Source organism: Mesomycoplasma ovipneumoniae (genome assembly GCF_035918255.1).
GTDB lineage: Bacteria > Bacillota_I > Bacilli_A > Mycoplasmatales > Metamycoplasmataceae > Mesomycoplasma > Mesomycoplasma ovipneumoniae_A.
In genome coordinates, this window is record NZ_CP142136.1 from 283,676 (window position 1) to 303,008 (window position 19,333).

At 30.3% G+C, this 19,333-nt stretch carries 17 protein-coding genes and 2 tRNA genes; 14 read left to right on the forward strand and 5 right to left on the reverse strand.

Annotated elements, in window-relative coordinates:
• Nucleotides 1-106 precede the first annotated feature (106 nt).
• Nucleotides 107-1,054 carry an L-lactate dehydrogenase gene (locus U3G01_RS01130; protein WP_069097410.1) on the forward strand — a complete coding sequence of 316 codons (948 nt, stop codon included), beginning with the start codon at nt 107-109 and terminating at the stop codon, nt 1,052-1,054.
• 684 nt (nt 1,055-1,738) lie between these two features.
• Entirely contained in the window at nt 1,739-1,870 is a 132-nt protein-coding gene (locus U3G01_RS01135; protein ID WP_326564853.1) for a hypothetical protein, read from the forward strand.
• A gap of 100 nt (nt 1,871-1,970) precedes the next feature.
• Here U3G01_RS01135 and U3G01_RS01140 read toward each other — a convergent pair.
• Nucleotides 1,971-2,054 (reverse strand) — tRNA-Leu (locus U3G01_RS01140).
• A gap of 58 nt (nt 2,055-2,112) precedes the next feature.
• On the opposite strand from U3G01_RS01140, the gene U3G01_RS01145 reads away from it, so the two are divergent.
• The 6 genes from U3G01_RS01145 (at nt 2,113) to U3G01_RS01170 (ending at nt 9,167) form a co-directional block, all read left to right on the forward strand.
• Nucleotides 2,113-4,950 carry a DUF31 family putative serine protease gene (locus tag U3G01_RS01145; RefSeq protein WP_326564854.1) on the forward strand — a complete coding sequence of 946 codons (2,838 nt, stop codon included), beginning with the start codon at nt 2,113-2,115 and terminating at the stop codon, nt 4,948-4,950.
• Nucleotides 4,951-5,016: 66 nt separating this feature from the next.
• Entirely contained in the window at nt 5,017-6,102 is a 1,086-nt protein-coding gene (prfA, locus tag U3G01_RS01150; RefSeq protein WP_255030565.1) for a peptide chain release factor 1, read from the forward strand.
• Nucleotides 6,089-6,817, forward strand: a complete 729-nt coding sequence (locus U3G01_RS01155; RefSeq protein WP_255030563.1) for a peptide chain release factor N(5)-glutamine methyltransferase — start codon at nt 6,089-6,091, stop codon at nt 6,815-6,817. The genes prfA and U3G01_RS01155 overlap by 14 nt, the downstream gene beginning before the upstream one ends.
• Nucleotides 6,818-6,857: 40 nt before the next feature.
• Entirely contained in the window at nt 6,858-8,261 is a 1,404-nt protein-coding gene (gene gltX, locus U3G01_RS01160) for a glutamate--tRNA ligase (RefSeq protein ID WP_255030561.1), read from the forward strand.
• Nucleotides 8,252-8,656 carry a hypothetical protein gene (locus U3G01_RS01165; protein WP_255030560.1) on the forward strand — a complete coding sequence of 135 codons (405 nt, stop codon included), beginning with the start codon at nt 8,252-8,254 and terminating at the stop codon, nt 8,654-8,656. Before gltX ends, U3G01_RS01165 begins: the two co-directional genes overlap by 10 nt.
• Nucleotides 8,649-9,167 carry a tRNA (cytidine(34)-2'-O)-methyltransferase gene (locus U3G01_RS01170; protein ID WP_010321095.1) on the forward strand — a complete coding sequence of 173 codons (519 nt, stop codon included), beginning with the start codon at nt 8,649-8,651 and terminating at the stop codon, nt 9,165-9,167. Before U3G01_RS01165 ends, U3G01_RS01170 begins: the two co-directional genes overlap by 8 nt.
• A gap of 638 nt (nt 9,168-9,805) precedes the next feature.
• Here the strand turns inward: U3G01_RS01170 and U3G01_RS01175 are convergent.
• Nucleotides 9,806-9,880: transfer RNA gene (locus U3G01_RS01175), tRNA-Trp, on the reverse strand.
• Between the two features lie 159 nt (nt 9,881-10,039).
• Here U3G01_RS01175 and U3G01_RS01180 point away from each other — a divergent pair.
• From U3G01_RS01180 to U3G01_RS01205, 6 genes are all read left to right on the forward strand, one after another.
• Nucleotides 10,040-10,540, forward strand: coding sequence for a chromate transporter (locus tag U3G01_RS01180; protein ID WP_326564855.1), 501 nt, complete (start codon nt 10,040-10,042; stop codon nt 10,538-10,540).
• The gene (locus U3G01_RS01185) at nt 10,524-11,174 is read left to right on the forward strand and encodes a chromate transporter (RefSeq protein WP_255030558.1); all 651 of its coding nucleotides are present in this window, start codon (nt 10,524-10,526) and stop codon (nt 11,172-11,174) included. Before U3G01_RS01180 ends, U3G01_RS01185 begins: the two co-directional genes overlap by 17 nt.
• A 7-nt stretch (nt 11,175-11,181) precedes the next feature.
• The gene (locus tag U3G01_RS01190; RefSeq protein WP_069098139.1) at nt 11,182-12,015 is read left to right on the forward strand and encodes an MAGa7180 family putative nuclease; all 834 of its coding nucleotides are present in this window, start codon (nt 11,182-11,184) and stop codon (nt 12,013-12,015) included.
• Nucleotides 12,016-12,017: 2 nt separating this feature from the next.
• Entirely contained in the window at nt 12,018-13,256 is a 1,239-nt protein-coding gene (locus U3G01_RS01195) for an Hsp33 family molecular chaperone HslO (protein ID WP_255030557.1), read from the forward strand.
• A 215-nt stretch (nt 13,257-13,471) separates the two neighbouring features.
• A complete protein-coding gene (tig, locus tag U3G01_RS01200; protein WP_255030556.1) occupies nt 13,472-14,869 on the forward strand; it encodes a trigger factor in 1,398 nt (465 codons plus the stop codon).
• A 48-nt stretch (nt 14,870-14,917) separates the two neighbouring features.
• Nucleotides 14,918-15,370, forward strand: coding sequence for a hypothetical protein (locus U3G01_RS01205; protein WP_255030555.1), 453 nt, complete (start codon nt 14,918-14,920; stop codon nt 15,368-15,370).
• 893 nt (nt 15,371-16,263) lie between these two features.
• On the opposite strand, the gene fusA is transcribed toward U3G01_RS01205, so the two are convergent.
• Genes fusA through rpsL form a run of 3 tightly spaced genes read right to left on the reverse strand, consistent with a single transcriptional unit; the run spans nt 16,264 to nt 19,299 of the window.
• A complete protein-coding gene (gene fusA / locus U3G01_RS01210; RefSeq protein ID WP_255030553.1) occupies nt 16,264-18,348 on the reverse strand; it encodes an elongation factor G in 2,085 nt (694 codons plus the stop codon).
• A 12-nt stretch (nt 18,349-18,360) separates the two neighbouring features.
• Nucleotides 18,361-18,831: a 30S ribosomal protein S7 gene (rpsG, locus tag U3G01_RS01215; protein WP_010321103.1), complete on the reverse strand. Its 471-nt coding sequence runs from the start codon at nt 18,829-18,831 to the stop codon at nt 18,361-18,363.
• Nucleotides 18,832-18,879: 48 nt separating this feature from the next.
• The gene (gene rpsL / locus U3G01_RS01220; protein WP_010321104.1) at nt 18,880-19,299 is read right to left on the reverse strand and encodes a 30S ribosomal protein S12; all 420 of its coding nucleotides are present in this window, start codon (nt 19,297-19,299) and stop codon (nt 18,880-18,882) included.
• Between the last annotated feature and the right edge of the window lie 34 nt (nt 19,300-19,333).

Consider the following 19,333-nt stretch of genomic DNA (forward strand, 5'->3'; position numbering starts at 1 on the left):
TATTTTTGCTTGTTTTTTATTTAAAAATGTATTAAAATTTTAGACATAACAAGGATATTTAATATTTTTGTTATAACCATTATAGTAAAAAACTAGGAGATACAATATGAAGCCAATCAAAATCGTTCTAATCGGCGCAGGAAACGTTGGAAATTCATTTCTTTATGCAGCAATGAATCAAGGTCTTGCATCTGAATACGGAATTATCGATATAAACCCTGATTTTGCAGAAGGAAATGCATTTGATTTTGAGGATGCTTCTGCTTCACTTTTGCGTCCTTTTTCAGTTCGCCGTTATGAATATAGCGACTTAAAAGATGCAGATTTTATTTTAATTACAGCAGGAAGACCTCAAAAACCAGGTGAAACTCGACTTGAATTAGTTGCAGATAATATTCGAATTATCCGTGATATTGCTTTTAAAGTTAAAGAAAGTGGCTTTAGTGGAATTACCGTTATTGCCTCAAACCCTGTTGATGTTATTACTCGCGCTTATCGTGATGCTTCAGGATTTTCTGACCAAAAAGTTATCGGAACAGGAACAATACTTGACACTGCAAGACTTCAATTTGAAATTGCAAAAAGAGCAAAAATTGCCCCAAATTCAGTTCAGGCTTACGTAATGGGTGAGCATGGCGATTCATCTTTTGTTGCCTATTCTAATATTAAAATTGCAGGTGAATGTTTCTGCCATTTTTCAGAACTAACCGGAATTGATAGTTCCAATTACGAAAAAGAGCTCGAATATCCAGTTTCACGTCGTGCTTATGAAATAATTAACAGAAAAAGAGCAACATTTTACGGAATTGGTGCTGCATTAGCCCGAATTGTAAGCAACATTATCCAAGACTCAAAAAATATTCTTATTGTCGGCGCGAATTTACGTGGTCAGTACGGGTTCGATGGCGTTAATATTGGAGTTCCAGCTGTCCTTGGTGCAAATGGTATTGAAAAAATCATTGAAATTACCCTCAATGACAAAGAAAAAGAAAAATTCGCAAAATCAGTCGAAATTGTCGATACTATTTACAAAGACGCTATGAAAAATCTTTAGTTTTCAAAGTCACACACTTAAAGTTTAAAGAAAAGTGCTCCAAATTGGAGTGCTTTTCTTTAAACTTTTCCCGAGTTATCCAGCTTGATGAGATAATCTTAAAAAAGTCTCTGGTTTTAGGTGCTTTTTTAACTTTTTTGGCAAACTCAAGAAAAATAACTATCAAAGTAAAAACACTGAATTTTAAATCTAACACTCACGAAAGAAAAAATCTACTTATTAATAAAATAAGGCAAACTAAAAAAGCTAAAATTTTAGCTTAAAAAGCAAAATTATGAAATTTTTAAACTACTTTTTTAGTTTAAAAGACTGACAAAAATCATAAAAAAACAACTACTATTTAAACTCAACGCAAATAGAAAACTCGTTTTTATTTGCAGCGAGCCTAAAAAAACATATGAAGTTTTGAAAGAACAATAAAAAAGCCTTAAATTTATAGATGTCTAAACGGTTAAATTTAAGGCATTCCATTATATTTAAAAATATAATGGAAAATTCGCACTGTTTGATTTTTTTATGACAAAAACATAACAAATTCCCCCTTAATTCAATATCAAATTTATTAATTATTCTTAAGTGAGGTTATTATAACATAATTTTTTCTTAGACCAAGCATTTTTTTTTTTTTTTTACAAAGGGCTAATTTCAAAACTATAAAAATTAAGATTTTAGGTCAAAAAATCCGTGTTTACTGTCATTTTTGCATATTTATATTCAATAAAAAGTGAATTTTTGCTTCAAACCAAAAACCAGGAATTCGCAAAATCAGTTCAAATTGTCGATATTATTTACAAAGACGCCATGAAAAATCTTTAGTTTTCAAAGTCACACACTTCAAATTAAAGAAAAGCACTCCAAATTGGAGCGCTTTTCTTTAATTTTTTAATTATAAAAAACAATAAGGGTATATTATATTTGGTGGCTCATATCGGACTCGAACCGATACGCATTGCTGCAGCAGGTTTTGAGTCTGCCGTGTCTACCATTCCACCAATGAGCCTTAAAAAGTTTTTAAAATTTATTATTTTAAGTATAATTATAATATAATTATATCAATCATGGCAAAAAAACAAAACAAATCTTTGAAAAAAATACTAACAAAAATTCTCCCAATAGTTGGAATTTCAACTACATTTTTTATTGCTTCTTGCACACCCCTTGGAGCGGTCGGTAGACTTGTCCAGCGAACACTCGAAATTGGCCAATCAAACCCTTGGGATCAAGAACTTGATCAAAGCAAACCTTTAGATTCAATAATTACAGGGAAAATGGTCTTAGGCAACAAACTTAAGGCATCTGATTTCTTAAAACAGTATTCAGCCTTAGATTTAGATAATGATTCAAATAGTTTATCTCGTCGCCTGCCAAATAGTAGAGATTCAATTTTAAACTCATCAATTATTTGAACTTTTATCCCAGGCGTTGATAATCTTGACTTAAATGCAAAATTTAACTTAAAAATTACTCCAATTGCAAATTCTGCTAATGATTATTACGGTTCAATTAAAGTTAAGGTTGACTCTTATAATAAAGACACACAAACTTTGGTTCAATCAAAAGAGTTAGTTATTAACGGTTTTGAAACAGAACAAACCGGAATTTATGCTTACAAGGAAAGAATTAATACCGCTTTTGAAAAAATAGAAACCTTAGAATTAAAAAATCAAAGCAATTTTAACATTGACTCACTAAAATCTGACTCAGATATTTGGGAATATATAAATTTACCGTCAAATTTTGAAAAAATGGATGTAAACACGCTTAGAAATTCCGATGAATTTGATGTTCCAGATCAACCACAATCAGTTCCAAGTATTCAAAATATTGCCAAAAACCCTTACCGTTTAAAGGTTAAAAATTTCTATTATTTAAAAGCAACAATTTTAAAAGACACATATGATTCCCAAACCGGAAATGTCGATGTTGTCTTGTCAATTTATCATGATTCATTCCATAATTATGTTTCAAAAATTGTAAAACTTAAACTTAATTCAGCCCAAGGTCTAAAAAAATTAACTGAAATTAAAAGTTTCAAACTTAAAGAAGAGTATTCTAACTTTTTGCCATCTTTTTTAATAAATTCCAACGAAAATTCAGGTGAGACATTATCTAAATATATCGATTTTGGTAGTTTAGATTACAAAAAGTATGACATCAAAAAAGTTCCATCACTTTCAAATGATCAAAATGGTGAGTTTTACCTAATTTTAAATTCAAAAGAAAACGATTTAACTTCAGGTCCAACAAGTCCTGGTCAAATTATTAAAGTCGAAGGATTTAACTCATATGATAAGATATTTGCCTCAACCGAATTTACAGATCAAATAAATTTTGACTTTATTGATTCGTGGTATAAATTGCCTACTACAACAAATGTTTCAGAAAAATTGAAAAATATTTCTCAAAGTTTAAATTCCTCAAGTGATGCACTTTTATGACCGCTTTTTGGTCAAGCAGTTAAAAAAACACTATCAGAAGCGACACTTTTTAAAAATACTGCAGAATTAACTAATTTTGAAAAATTAAATTATGACTTTGCTTCATTCACTGATTTTAAAATTTCTGAGTCAGGAGTTTCATTTTACTTTGGTAATTCAGTTGAAGACTATTACAAAATTAACGTAAAATTTAGCAACACTAGAGAAAGCAAAAACATTGTTGAAGATTTTGGAGCAAAAGTTCTTGAAAAAAACATAATTAATGACTCATTGCGTTCAAGATCGATGGTAATTCAATTGCGTTCAAATGCTTTTGACCCAAGAACTAATTCAAATACAACCCGAATTACCTCAGGAACAGCTTGAGTTTTTGATCGAAAATTAAAACCCGACCCTGATAATCAAGGAAAATTTTTACCAACTAACACTTATTATCTAGCTACAAATTTGCATGTTATTTCAGATTTAATTAACAAACCAGACCAAATTTATTCATTTTCTTATTTACTTGATGGAAATTTGACAAAATTAGATGAAATTAGTTTTGATGATACTAATTTATTCCGTCGTTTTGATCGAATTTCAAAAACTGAAGGAAACAGAGATTTTTTACCACCTGAAGGATTTCAGTATATAAACTCTGAGTCAAAAAAATTCTGAAATAATTTAAAAATTAATCCTATTGGTCTAGATATGCCCGATAGAGGAAAATTTCGTGATATTGCAATAATTGAAGTGACTTTTCCCGAAGACGAACATAAAAACAATCCATTTAATTTCGGAATTCCTTTTTTAGATCGTAACTTTTTTGGCAGAGATTCATACATAAAAAATGTTCCTGATGCCGTTCGAAATTACAACGAAGCTCCACTTGATGTTTTAGTAACAAATAAATTTCTTCCTACTTTTACAAAAGGAACTCAACTAAAGACCTCAAAAATTGAAGGAGCTTTACCACTGCATGCTTATTTAGGTGGTTTTTTAGGCGGATATACTTGAATTACTGACAATAAAAATTCATTTGTTACAACTAATGAGCTACAAAAAGGTAATCAGTTCAAACAAGATAATTCGCTTAAATCTTTCCAAGGGGCAACTTCAATTTCACTTCCTGGACTTCAAGGTGGACGTGGAATGTCTGGTTCGCTCGTTGTAAATGAATATAACCAAGTTATCGGTATTTTTTGGGGTGGATATTTCCCGCAAACCGTGCCAGGAAGAAATCCACTTGTTAAAGGAATTGGCCAATTTGACCCAATTGGTGTAAAAATTGACAACAATCCAACAGTTTTAGCCAAATGACTTGCCCAAACAAAAGATGTTCAAACTGATTTGGATAAAACTTCAGAAAAAGTTTTTTCCCTTGAAGATCCAACTCAAATTGAAAGACTTGCTCATTCAGCGCGTTGGCTTAAATTTTCTAACGGGCAAAATTCCCAAACAACCGCCGATGTTTAACTTTTATTTTTAAAATTTATAAAAAAATTTAAAATTTTAAAAATAAAAACGTAGGTTGAAGTAACAATGAAAAAAAAATTTTTAGACTCTTTAGAAAAAATTCATAAAAAATATCAAGATTTAAGTCAACTTTTGTTAACTGATGAGATAATTAATAATCAAAAAAAATATTTAGAAATAGCAAAAGAAATTTCTTCAATTGAAGAAATTTCTTTGACATTTGATTTACTTTTAAAAAATCAGCAAACACTTGAAGAAGCAAAAACACTTCTTAGTCAAGAAAAAGACCCAGAATTACAACATTTAGCAAAATCAGAAATTGCAAGTGCTAATAAAAATATTGAAGCACTCGAAGAAAAACTCTTAATTTTAATGCTTCCAAAAGATGAAAATGATGATAAAGACGTAATTGTTGAAATCCGCGGCGCTGCTGGGGGTGACGAGGCTAACATTTTTGTTGGCGATCTTTTTCGAATGTACCAAAAATGAGCTGATTCCCAAAGGGCAAAAGTTAAAATTCTTAGCTCATCACTTGCACTTGCTGGCGGTTTTTCACAGATTTTTTTCCAAATTTCTGGTCAAAATATATACTCAAAACTTAAATTTGAATCAGGTGTCCACCGTGTTCAACGGGTTCCTGAAACCGAAACAATGGGCAGAATTCACACCTCAACTGCCACAGTTACCGTGATGCCAAAAATTGACAACAAAATTGAAGTCGAAATTAATCCTTCAGATCTTAAAATTGATACTTATCGATCCTCAGGAGCTGGGGGTCAGTCTGTAAATACGACCGATTCGGCAGTTAGAATTACCCATATTCCCACCGGAATTGTTGTAACTTCTCAAGATGAAAGATCCCAAATTGGTAACAAAGAAATAGCCATGGGAATTCTGAGGTCAAAAATTTATAACTTGGAAGTTCAAAAAAGACTTGAAACACAAGCTAATTTTCGTAAACTTGCCGGATCAGGGGCACGTTCTGAAAAAATTAGAACTTATAACTACCCTCAAGACAGGCTCACCGACCATCGAATAGGATTTTCTTGTTCTTTAAAACCGGTAATCCAAGGAAGTCTAAATCCAATAATTGAAGCCTTATTATCTCAAGAAAGAGCTGAGTTAATCTTGCAAAGTTATGGAGATAAATAGGAGAAAATTGGAACTTTTAAAGGAAAAACAACGCTATAATTTACCCTTAGAAGTTTCCAAACTTGAACTTTTAAAGTTAGAAATGAACTATCCAGTCCAAAAAATCATTGGATTTATTGAAATGGAAAATGTTCGAATTTTTTTGGATCAAAAAGTTTTTATTCCCCGTTATGAAACGCAAGAATTACTGCAAAAAGTCAAAAAAGTAATCAAAAAAGATAGTTTTGTTCTTGATTTATGTTGTGGTTCAGGGTTTATTGGTCTTGCTCTTGCCAAATTTAGTGGCGCAAAAATTACTCTGGCCGATATTAGTGATGAGGCGATTTTGCAAACAAAATTAAATGCAAAATACAACAATTTAGATGTAAAAGTTGTAAAATCTGACCTTTTTAGCAATATTATTGGCCAAAAATTTGATATTATTGTCTCAAATCCTCCTTACCTCAAAAGGCAAAAACTTGATGAGTCAGTTATGAATTTTGAACCTGAAGCTGCATTATTTTCTGAACCTGAGTCTTTTTCATTTTATCAAAAAATAATGGAACAAATCGATAATTTTCTTAATGACAAAGGTTGAATTTTTTTTGAAATTGACAAAGATAGTGTCAATTTTTTCAAAAAAAATTTTCCTGAATTCAAAATTGAAAATGATATAAACCAAAAACCAAGATTTGCTTATTGGCAAAAAAACTCAAATTATCCTATAAATTTATAGGATAATTTGAGTTTTGTACTCTAAAAATTGAAAGGAAAAAATGAAAATTAGAACACGCTATGCCCCTTCGCCGACTGGATTTTTGCATATTGGTGGAGCTCGGACTGCGCTTATTAATTATCTTTTTGCAAAACATCACGGCGGTGATTTTATTTTACGAATCGAAGACACTGATACCCAAAGAAATATCCAAGATGGTGAGCGTTCCCAAATTGAAAATTTAGAATGACTTGGAATTTTTCCAGACGAAAAACCTGGCACAATTTCAGAATATGGTCCATACCGTCAGTCAGAAAAAATCGCGCGCTATCAAAAATTAGCCCAAGAATTGGTTCAAAAAGGTTTTGCATATTATGCTTTTGACAACGGGCACGAACTTGAACTGCAAAAAAAAGAGCAAGAAAAACAAGGTATTTTTAGTTTTCGCTATGACAGAAACTGACTAAAAATTTCTGAGCAAGAAAAGCAAAAACGTCTAGAAAATAACGAGTTTGTTATTAGGTTTGCTGTTGACAAAAACAAAAATTATTGCTGAAATGATTTAGTTCGCGGGAAAATTTGCTTTGAAGGTTCGGCCATTAGTGATTGAGTTATTATAAAATCTGACGGATTTCCGACATACAATTTTGCTGTTGTTGTTGATGATTATGATATGAAAATCACTCATATTTTCCGTGGAGAAGAGCATATTTCAAATACTCCAAAACAAATTGCGCTTTATGAAGCCTTTTCATTTGAACAACCAGAATTTGGTCACCTTACAATAATTACTGATAAAAATGGTAAAAAACTGTCAAAAAGAGACTCATCACTTTTCCAATTTATTGAGGACTATAAAAATCAAGGTTATCATAGCCATGCTGTTTTTAATTTTTTAGCACTTTTAGGTTGAACTAGCGCTGATTCTCGCGAATTTTTTGAGCACGATGAATTAATTAAAGCATTTGATTTTAAAAGACTTTCAAAAGCACCTTCATATTTTGATACTGAAAAATTAAACTGGTTTTCAAAATCTTACATTTCAAAAATGGAGATAGACCAAATTTTACCGCATTTAAATCTTGGAACAGACTCTGAATGAAACCGGTTTTTTGTTCAAACATTTCAAAAAAGCGCTGTAAAATACAGCGACTTTTTTGAAAATCTCGATTTTTTCACAAAACCCCAAAACTCAATTAGCCAAAAAATAATCGATTTACTAGAGCAATCAAATCAGCAACCAATTCAACTTTTTTCACAAAAAATTGACTATGATGATTGGCAATTTTCAAAAATTGAAAATTTAATCAAGGAAATTGGCCAAACCTTAAAAATAAAAGGTAAAAATTTATTGTTACCTTTACGACTGGCAACAACATGAGCTGAATCAGGTCCTGAATTAGCAAGAGCAATTTGACTTTTAGGTCCGCAAATAATTCAAAAAAGGCTTAAAAAATGAAAGTAAGATTTTCTCTTAGAACTATTATTGACGCCCAAAACAAAAAAATGGTGGAATTTATCAACACAATTTACATTTCAAAGCAAATAATTAATAACACTGAAACTGATGTTTATGAAACGCAAAATCCTGAAAATAACACGATGATAAGATTGGAAATTTTTGACAAAAATTTAACAGTATTTTCTGGCGAAAACACTTTATTTTTTGAATTAGATAATTATGTTGAAAATCTATTTATTAATAATGAAGTAGAATTTATTGTCAATACTCTTTTAACAAAATTAGAAATAACTCCAGAATTTATTAAGATTGAATATGACCTTTTTCTCAAAAATAACGGACCGGAAAACTCAAAAATTTCAACATATCTTACCACTTTGGAGTTTATAAATGATTAACATTGTGCTATTTCAGCCCGAAATAGGTCCAAATACAGGCAATATTATCCGTTCTTGTTTTGTTTTAAATATGAAACTGCATATAATAAAGCCTATCGCATTTGACCTAGATCCAAAACACTTAAAAAGGCCGGCAGCTGGAATTCTTTTGTCAGAAATTCAACATGAAATTCACAGTGATTGACAAAATTTTGCAAAAAAATATAGCGCAAAAAATCTTTATTTTATAACCCGTTATGGCCAAAAAGTTTATTCGCAAATCGATTTTAAAAGCGAATTAAATAATAATAACGAGATTTTCCTCATTTTTGGCAGGGAATCAACCGGAATTCCAATTGAAATTCTAAAATCAAATAAGGAAAAATGCTTGCGAATTCCAATGTCGCCTCATGCTAGATCACTTAATTTAGCAAATTCTGTTGTTATTATGGCATACGAAATTTATCGCCAACTTGATTTTAGTGGACTGTCTTGCTTTGAGGTTCAAAAAGGTAAAAATTATCTTGATTAATTGCTTTTCTTATTTCTTTTAAAAAATTCTAAATCTTTTAGCAAAAGTTTAGAATTTCTTGTCATTTTTTTCCGAGTTTCCTAGTTTGATGGCAAAATTCACTTTTTAGTGAATGTACACATGCAAAAATACCGGGAAATCCGTGTTTTTTGAGGCTAAAATCTTAATTTTTATTATTTTGAAATTACCCTTTTGCAAAAAAAAAAAAAAAAATGCTTGGTCTAAGAAAAAAATATGTTATAATAAACCTCACTTAAGAATAAATTAATAAATTTGGATATTAGAATTAAGGGGGATTGATTATGTTTTTTGTCTAATGCGCTCTGATAGTGCGAATTTTCCATTATATTTTTAAATATGATGGAGTGCCTTAAATTTAACCGTTTAGAAATCTACAAATTTATGGCTTTTAATTATTATTGTTCTTTCAAAACTTCACATGTTTTTTTAGGCTCAATGTAAATAAAAACGAGTTTTCTTTTTACATTGAGTTTAAATAGTAGTTGTTTTTTATGATTTTTGTTGTTTTATCCATAAATTGATTTTTGCCAGCGTTTTAAAATAGGTAATTAACTTTTGCCAAAAATTTAGAATTTATTGCCATTTTTTTTATTTCTTAAATTAAAAAATAAAAAAAATGGCAGAGGTGACAGGAGTCGAACCCGCAACATACGGGGTTGAAGCCCGTTGTTCTACCATTGAACTACACCTCTAGGCCGATTTAATTATACCACATTTTTAAAAAATAATATATTATTTTATTAAGTATGAATACAAAAAATATTAAAAATATGAAAATGAGAGATTTTTTAACACTTTTATGGTTTGTGGTAAAAATTTCTTTAATTTCTTTTGGCGGAGGAAATTCTTTAATGCCTATTATTTTTAGTCAGGCAGTTGTCAAAAAAGGATGAATTTCAAAAAGTGATTTTGATCAAGGTTTAATTTTGACCAATTTACTCCCTGGACCTTCATCACTTCAAATGATGGCATTAGTTTGTATTAAAAAATTAGGCGCTTTTTGGGGTGTTATAGCAACAGTTTTGGGAATTTTCCCGCATATTTTATTATTTTTTACTTTATTTATTTTAGTAAAAAATTTACCTTCAAGATATTTAGTCACTTTTAATTTAGCAATTTTTTCAACAATTATCGGAATTTTACTTGGATTTTGTTATATTTATTGAAAAAAAGACAAGAATTCAATGAATAAATTAGTTTATTACATCGTTTTATTATTAAGTTTTGCATATTCTTTGTTTGTTCCAAGCCCGTATAATTTAGCGATTGTCCCGATTTTAGTAATTATATTTATATATTCAATTTTATTTTTGTTTAAAAAATGAAAGAAAAACCGTGATTTTACTAATTAGTTTAACAATTTTGGGGATAGCGGTTATTAGTTTAATTGTCTTTGGTGGCGGGCAAGTTTTTATGCCTGTTTTTAATTGGTTTTGATTGCAACTTGGAGAGCTGGGGCTTGAAATTGATCAAGAGAAAATTAATCAAATTTTCACTGTCGCAAATTCAACACCAGGTGTTTTCTCAATTAAATTGGCCGCAGTTACTGGATTTTTAATTGCAGATTTTGGAGTTTTAGGTTGATTTCTTTCATTTATTTTTTTAATGGCATTTATACTACCGGCAATTTTTTTAGTTGTAATTTGATTAAAGGCTTTAAATAGAGTTTCGCAAAAAAATGGTTCAAATTTTATAAAAAAAGCACAAATTTTTCGACCAGCAATTATTGGAATTATTTTAGCGCTTGCTTTTCAACTTTTTATCAATTTAGTGCTTGTAAATTATGCTTTTAATTCTAATAATGGATATTTTGTCACAAAAGAAGTAAGTGATTTTATAAGTGGTTGAAGACTTTGAGTTTTTATTTTATTTGCAATTTTTTGATCTATAACAGTTTTTATTTTGTATTTGCGGAAGGTAAATGTTTTTCTGTTAATTATTATCGGAATTTCACTTTCACTTATTAGTTTACAACCTTGACTTTAGGACAAATATGTATACAAATCGTAAATTTTATAATAAAAAAGAATATTTTATTGACCATGAAAAACGGGTTTTAATTCTTGATCCTGCTTTTCATGAAAAATTACTTAACAAAAAGTTTGGTTTTAACACCGGTTTTAAAAAAATTGGTGGAACTTTAATTGGAGAAGTACTTGGACTTGATAGTTTTAGTTCGCCTTTTCGAGCTTTTGTCAAAATTTCAAAATTGGATATGCCAATTTTAGACACTAAATATATTGATGCCGGAGTTGCAATTGAACCTCTTGTCATTAAAGCCATTTCTGAAAAATTAGATCTAGAAATTGAAACTTTTCCTCCCGAAAAATATAATTATGATTATTTTAGTAATGATCCAATTATTGGCGGAATTCCTGATGGTTTTATCAAAAAAACTAATATAATAATCGAAATTAAAACAACCGGCCTGAAAAATTTTGAAAGATGGGGTAAAAAAGGGGAAAATTTACCGCAAAAATACATAAAACAAGCCCAATTATATGCATTTTTAAAAAATGCCGAAAAATATTCAATTGTAGCAACATTTTTAGAGCAAGATGACTATGAAAATCCCAAAGAATTTCCTATAAAAAAAAGACATATAAAATCTTATACTTTTGATGTTAATAAATCTCAGGTTATGGATGATATAGAAAAAATTAAAAAATGGTATAATTTTTATACAAAGTTAGGCGTTTCACCAATTTTTGATCCTATAGTTGATGCTCAAATTCTTGAGTATTTAAGTTGTGAAAATGAGCAAGAGTGAAAACAACTTTGAGAAAAATGAACAAATTCAATATCTAAACAAAATAAAAAAATATAGTCATGTCATCATATTCTAAAATTTATTTGCACAAAAATATTCTAATAGTTGTCTCAGAAATGACTGAAATTGTTAATAAAGCGATTAATATTCACAAGTTAAAGAATATTAGTTCGCTTATTTTAGCAAGTTTTATTAATGTTTTTGGTCCACTTCCAACTTTGATTAAGGAAAAAACAGCTGGATTTTCTGTTAAAATTAATTCTGAAACTGTTGAATCTTTAGTTCTTGAAACAAATAAGCAAGGCCAAATTCGTGCTAGTTTTTCAGCAAATAATTTTGAAATTCCGGCTAATGTTTTCAAAAATTACAACACAAACCAACTTGTAAGTTCATATATTGGAACTTCTGGTTTTTTAAAAATTAACCAATTTACAAAAAAAACTAATTATTCAGGTCAGATCAAACTTCAAAAAGGTGATTTTATAACAGATTTAGCGTTTTATTTTCACCAATCTCAACAAATTAATTCAGTAGTAAAAAATTTAATCGAACTTGATGAAAAAACAAAAATAACAAAAGCCCAATCCTTAATTATTCAGCTTTTGCCTAATCATTCTCAAGAAGAACTACAAGAGGTAGAAGTTTGACTAGAAAATGAAAAAATGACGGATTTCATGACCTTTTTTTCAAATTTTAATCAGGTTGATTTCCAAAAATGAGATTATATTTGTAATTGTAAAAAGGCAAATTTTGAGGCAAATTTGAAACTTTTAAGTCAAGAAGATGTTGATTTTTTAATTGAAAAATATAAAAAAATTGAATTTAAATGTAATTTTTGTTCAAATAGTAAAAAATTTGATAAAAAGGACTGATTAATGGCCAATAAACCATTTAGCATTGCTACGGTTGAATCTTTAACGGGAGGCGCCCTTGCTGCTGAAATTGTAAAAAAGCCGGGTGCAAGTAAATTTTTTGCCGGCGGACTTGTTTGTTACCAAAACGAAATTAAGGAAAAAATTGGTATTGATACAAAAAATGGTGTAACTAATGCCAAAACCGCCCTAAAAATGGCCAAATACGGTCTTGATTTTTTTCAAACAAAATATGCAATTGCCTTAACCGGAAATGCCGGCCCTACAGTTCAAGATGGCAAGCTTGGTCAAGTATTTATTGCGATTAATGATGAAGTCTGAGAGCTGAATTTTACCGGAAGTAGATCTGAAATTATACAAGCAAGTTTAGATTTTGCCATTGAAAAAATAAAAGAAATTTCAAAAAACAGCATAAAAATTTTCTAAATTTTACAATAATAAATTATAATTTAAGTAAAAATAAAAACCTAGATAATAATAAGTTATTAGCCTTAGTTTTTAAATAAATACATCTACTTAAAAAACTAAGAGAAAAAGCTAAATTTTTTATTATTTTTTTTAAATTTTAAACAAATTTATCATAATTTAAATTATAATTAGTTTTATTTTACTTTTATATAACAATTTAAGGATTATTATTAATGATAACACGTGAATTTTTACCTAATAGTGCCGAACTTAAAATTAAGTTAGTAGCTGATCCGCAAAAATGAGTTGAATTTTACGAAAAAGCTGAAAAAAGACAAGCTGCAAAAGTTTCATTACGCGGTTTTAGAAAAGGGAAAGTGCCATTAGAAAAAGCGCGCCCATATTTAAATCCACAGTCAGTTTTTGAATTAGCGCTTAGAATGTACTTACCTGAACTTGAAAAACAAGCTTTTTCTAATGTAATTGATAGTGACAATGTTATTGAATCACCAGTCTTTAATATTGTTCAAATGGACAAAAATACCTTAGAAATCGAGTTTCTTTATCCTGTTTATCCTGAAATTAAGCTTCCTGATTATCAAAATCTTAAGACAAAATATGTTGTAAAACAAGTGACAAAAGAAGATATTGAAATTCAAAAGCAAAAACTTTTAGAATCAAAAGGAAAATTTGTTAATGTAAACCGTCCTGTAAAAATGGGAGATATTATTAATTTTGATTTTAAAGGCTTTATTGATGATGAACCTTTTGAAGGTGGAGAAGCGCAAGACTTTGAACTTCGAATTGGTTCAAATAGCTTTATTTCTGGTTTTGAAGAACAATTAGTTGGGTTAGAAATTGAAAAAGAAGCCGATATTCATGTGGTTTTCCCTGAAGATTACCATGTACCAGCTTATGCAAGTAAAAAGGCAAGATTTCATGTAAAAATCAACAGAATCAAAGAAAGTCAACCTGCTAAATTGACTAATGATTTTGTTGCTTCATTAAAAATTCCAAATGTTGAAACAATTAGCCAACTTGAGGTTTATCTAGAAGACCTTACAAAACGTGAAAATATTGAAAAAGCACGAATTGAGTTTCAAAAAAATGCACTTGTAGAAATTGTTGAGCAAGTTGAAATTCCACTTGCAACTAAATTAGTTAATGCTGAAGTTAATCGTTTAAATGAAACTTTTAATTCAACTTTAAAACAACAAGGCTTTACTCTTGAGGAATATTGCCGAATTACAAAATTCACTGAACAAGATATTTATAATCAACTTGAGGCTGAAGCAAGAAAATTGCTTAAAAATTCCTTTATTTTTGCTGAAATTGCAAAACTAGAAGGATTAGTTCCAACCCAGCAAGATTATGACGAACAAATTGCCATGTTGTCAAGATTTACCGGTAAATCTGTCGAAGAATTAAACGAAACAATTCCTCACAGCGAAATTCAAATTAACATAACAAACAAAAAAGTTGTTGACAAGTTAATTGAATATAATAGCGAAAAAACTGAAGAAAAAGTCGAAGAAAAAACTGAAGAAAAAGCTGAAACAACAGAGAAACAAAATGAAACTAATGAAGAACCAAATAAAGAAGTAAATGAAAATAAGGGTGGTGAATCATAAAAAAAGAACAAAAATTAAAATTTAATTTACAAATTTATGGAGGCGTAAGTGAGTAAAATCGGAAGATTTATATCGACAGTCTTGGCTGTTATTATCGGGAATATTCTCTTATTTGCAATAATAATTGCTACTTTATATTTTTTATTTAAAAAGCAAATTGAAAGTTTCGAAATTGATAAAATCAAGGCGTCATTTGAAGAATTTCAAAAAACTTTTTCCAAATTGGACTCTGCGCAAATTAAAAAATTTCAAGAAGGTTTTGATAAGCTTGCGAATTTAGATCTAGATTCGCTTAAAACACAAGTTGATGCATTAAAAGATATGCCAGAAAAATTACAAAAAGCGCTACAATCTGTTGAAGAACTTTCAAAAGCATTAAAAAATATAAGAGCTACACAAGGAACTGGTACTACCGCTGCTGTTTCCCAAGCGGTAATGGATCTAGGATCAAGTACAAGTTTATTTAATTTTTTAAATGTTGCTCCTTTTATTAAAGTTTAATTTAAAAATTTTTTATTCAATTAAATTTTAAAATCAATAAGAAAACTACCGATTGGTAGTTTTTTATTACAAGTTTTTTAATAATTTTTCCTGAACTTCCCAGTTTGATCCCAAAAATTCACTTTTTAGTGAATATAAATACGTAAAAATACCCGTAAATCTGTGTTTTTTGACGTCAAAATCTTAATCTTTATTATTTTAAAATTAACCTTTTGCAAAAAAAAAAAAAAAAATGTTTGGTCTAGAAAAAAAATTATGTTATAATAACCCTCACTAAGAATGAATTAATAAATTTTGATATTGAATTAAGGGGGAATTAGTTATGTTTTTGCTATAAAAAAATAAGAAAATGCGAATTTTCCATTGTGTTTTTAGTCATGATGGTGTGCCTTAAATTTGACCGTTTAGAAATCTACAAATTTATGGCTTTTGATTATTGTTCTTTCAAAACTTCATATATTTTTTTAGGCTCAATGTAAGTAAAAACGAGTTTTCTATTTGCATTGAGTTTAAATAGTAGTTGCATTTTTTTATGATTTTTGCCAGTGTTTTAAACTAAAAAAGTAGTTTAAAAATTTCATAATTTTGCTTTTCAAGTTAAAATTTTAGCTTTTTTAGTTTGCCTTATTTGATTAATAAGTAGATTTTTCTTTCATGAGTGTTAGGTTTAAAATTCAGTGTTTTGTGTGTTGATAGTTATTTTTCCTGAGTTTGCCAGTTTGATAGCATTCCTGGTGATCCAAATATTTGAAATAGTTATGATTTTTACTTTGATTTCTTAATAAATCAGTAAAAAAATAGGTAATTAACTTTTGTCAAAAAAGTTAAAAAGTGCCCAAAACTGGACACTTTTTAAGATTATTTCATCAAACTGGGAAACTCGGAAATAACTTTTAGTCGTCAGATTTGATTGCCCGTTGTTTAACAATTACATCAGAAATATTTTTTGGAACAACTTCATAATGATCAAATTGCATTTGGTAAGTTCCTCGTCCTGATGTCATTGAACGTAATTGGGTTGAATATCCAAACATTTCTGCTAAAGGAACATGTCCACGAATAACATTTGCTCCATCAGATCTAGTTTCTTGTTCACGAACAAGTCCACGACGACGTGATAAATCACCCATAACGTCTCCGGCATATTCAGCAGGGGCAAAAACAGAAACATCCATAATTGGCTCAAGTAAAACAGTTCCAACGGCATCACGAGCACGTGAAAGGGCTTTTGAAGCTGCAATTTTAAAGGCCATTTCTGAAGAGTCGACCTCGTGGAAAGAACCGTCAAATAAGGTTGCTCTTACATTAATTAAAGGATATCCGGCCAAAATTCCGACTTGCATTTTTTCTTCAAGACCTTTTTGAATTGATTTTATATACTCTTTTGGAATTTTTCCACCGACAATTTTGTCAATAAAATCAAAGCCTTCTTCTGGATTAGGTTCAAATTTAATTCAAACATGACCATATTGTCCACGTCCACCGGATTGTTTGATGTATTTTCCTTCGACTTCAGCGGATTTTGTAATTGTTTCACGGTAAGAAACTTGTGGTTTTCCAACACGCGCTTGTACGTTAAATTCACGTTTTAGTCGATCAACAATAATATCAAGGTGCAATTCTCCCATTCCGGCAATAATTGTCTGTCCAGTTTCGGTGTCGGTTCAAGTTTTAAAAGTTGGATCTTCGTTTGCGAGTTTTTGGAGGGCATTAGCTAGTTTTTCAACTTCAGCTTTTGAAAAAGGTTCAAGTGACTGGGAAATAACAGGTTCAGGAAAACTCATTTTTTCAAGTACAAAACTTTTGGACTTTTCAGAAATTAGTGTATCACCTGTTGTTGTGTCTTTGAGTCCAACAAAAGCACCAATATCACCAGTACGAACTTCGTTAATTTCTTCACGAGAATTAGCATGCATTGCTAAAATACGGCCAACACGTTCTTTTTTTCCTTTAGTTGAGTTAATTATGTAAGTTCCTTTTGTCAGGCTTCCCGAATAAACACGGAAGAAAGTTAGTGATCCAACAAAAGGGTCGTTCATAATTTTGAAAGCTAAGGCAGAAAATTCCTCATTATCATCAGCTTGAATTGTAATTTCTTGATCATCACGAAAAGCTTTAACTGGCGGAACATCAAGTGGTGAAGGTAAATAATCAATGACAGCATCGATCATTTTCTTTACACCTTTGTTTTTAAAAGATGAACCACAAACAACCGGGAAAAAATCACCACTAATTGTTGCTTTACGAATTGCTGCTTTTAGTTGTTCAACTGAAATTTCTTTTTCTTCAAGAAGATCATTAAATAAATTTTCATCATAGTCAGCAACAGCTTCAGCAAGAGCAAGTCGCATTATTGCTGCTTTGTCTTGTAATTCACTAGGAATTGGAATTTCGTATTCAACTTCTTCTTTTTGACCATCGTAGTTATAAGCTTTCATTTCAACAAGGTCAATAATTCCGCTAAAATCAGACTCAGCACCAATATTAAGTTGAATTGCCACGGCATTACCGTTTAATTTAGTGCGCACAGATTCAATTGAAGCCTCAAAATTAGCTCCAGCTTTATCCATTTTATTAACATAAACAACGCGGGGAACACCATAATTTGTTGCTTGTCTTCAAACAGTTTCAGTTTGGGGCTCAACACCTGATTGGGCATCAAGAACAGCAACTGCTCCATCAAGAACCCGAAGTGAACGTTCAACCTCAACGGTAAAATCAACGTGTCCTGGGGTGTCAATTATGTTAATTCTTTTACCTTTTCAAAAAGCGGTTGTTGCCGCAGAAGTTATTGTAATTCCGCGCTCTTTTTCTTGTTCCATTCAGTCCATTTGGCTAACTCCATCATGAGTTTCACCAATTTTGTGAATTTTACCAGTGTGGAATAAAATTCTTTCGGTTGTTGTTGTTTTTCCGGCATCAATATGGGCCATAATTCCGATATTACGGTAATCTTTTAGTTCAAATTTTCGTGACATATTTCTAAATTCCTACCATTTAAAGTGTGCAAAAGCGCGGTTTGCTTCGGCCATTTTGTGAGTATCTTCTTTTTTCTTGAAGGCCCCGCCTGTTTTATTATAAGCATCAATTATTTCATTTGCAAGACGAACAACCATTGTTTTTTCGTTACGTTTTCTGGCAAAAAGAATTAATCAACGCAAGGCAAGAGTTTGTTGACGTTTTAGACGAACTTCCATTGGAACTTGATAGTTTGTTCCCCCGATTCGACGTGAACGAACTTCGGTTAGTGGAGTTACATTTTTTACAGCTTGTTGAAAAACTTCAAGAGCATCTTTTTGAGTTTTTTCTTCAACTAATTTAAATGATGAATAAAGAATGTTTTGGGCAGTAGTTTTTTTTCCCTCTAACATAACGCAATTTATTGCTTTTGTAATCAGTTTTGAGTTAAAAACTGGATCAGCAAGCACGTCGCGCACTGGGGCTTGTTTTTTTCGTGACATGTGTGTCTCCTTTTAAAAAATATCGTATTTTATAGCTTTTTTAGATTTTTACTTTGAAGTCTTAGGTTTTTTTGCTCCGTATTTGGAACGACCTTGGGCTCTTTTTGCAACACCAGTTGTATCTTGAGTTCCACGTACAATGTGATAACGAATACCAGGTAAGTCTTTAACTTTTCCACCACGAATTAAAACAATTGAGTGTTCTTGTAAATTGTGGCCTTCACCGGGAATATAGGCATTAACTTCAATTCCATTTGAAAGTTTTACCCTTGCAAATTTACGTAATGCTGAGTTAGGTTTTTTAGGAGTCATAGTTGCAACTCTTGTGCAAACTCCACGTTTAAAGGGCGAGCTAATTTTTAGTTCTTTTTTGTGCAATGAATTATATAACATATTCAATGCAGGAACTTTTGACTTTCAAGTTTTCTTAACTCGGCAACCTTTTGCTAATTGAGAAATTGTTGGCATTTTTTCCTTTAAATGAATGTTTTTTTTAGGGTTA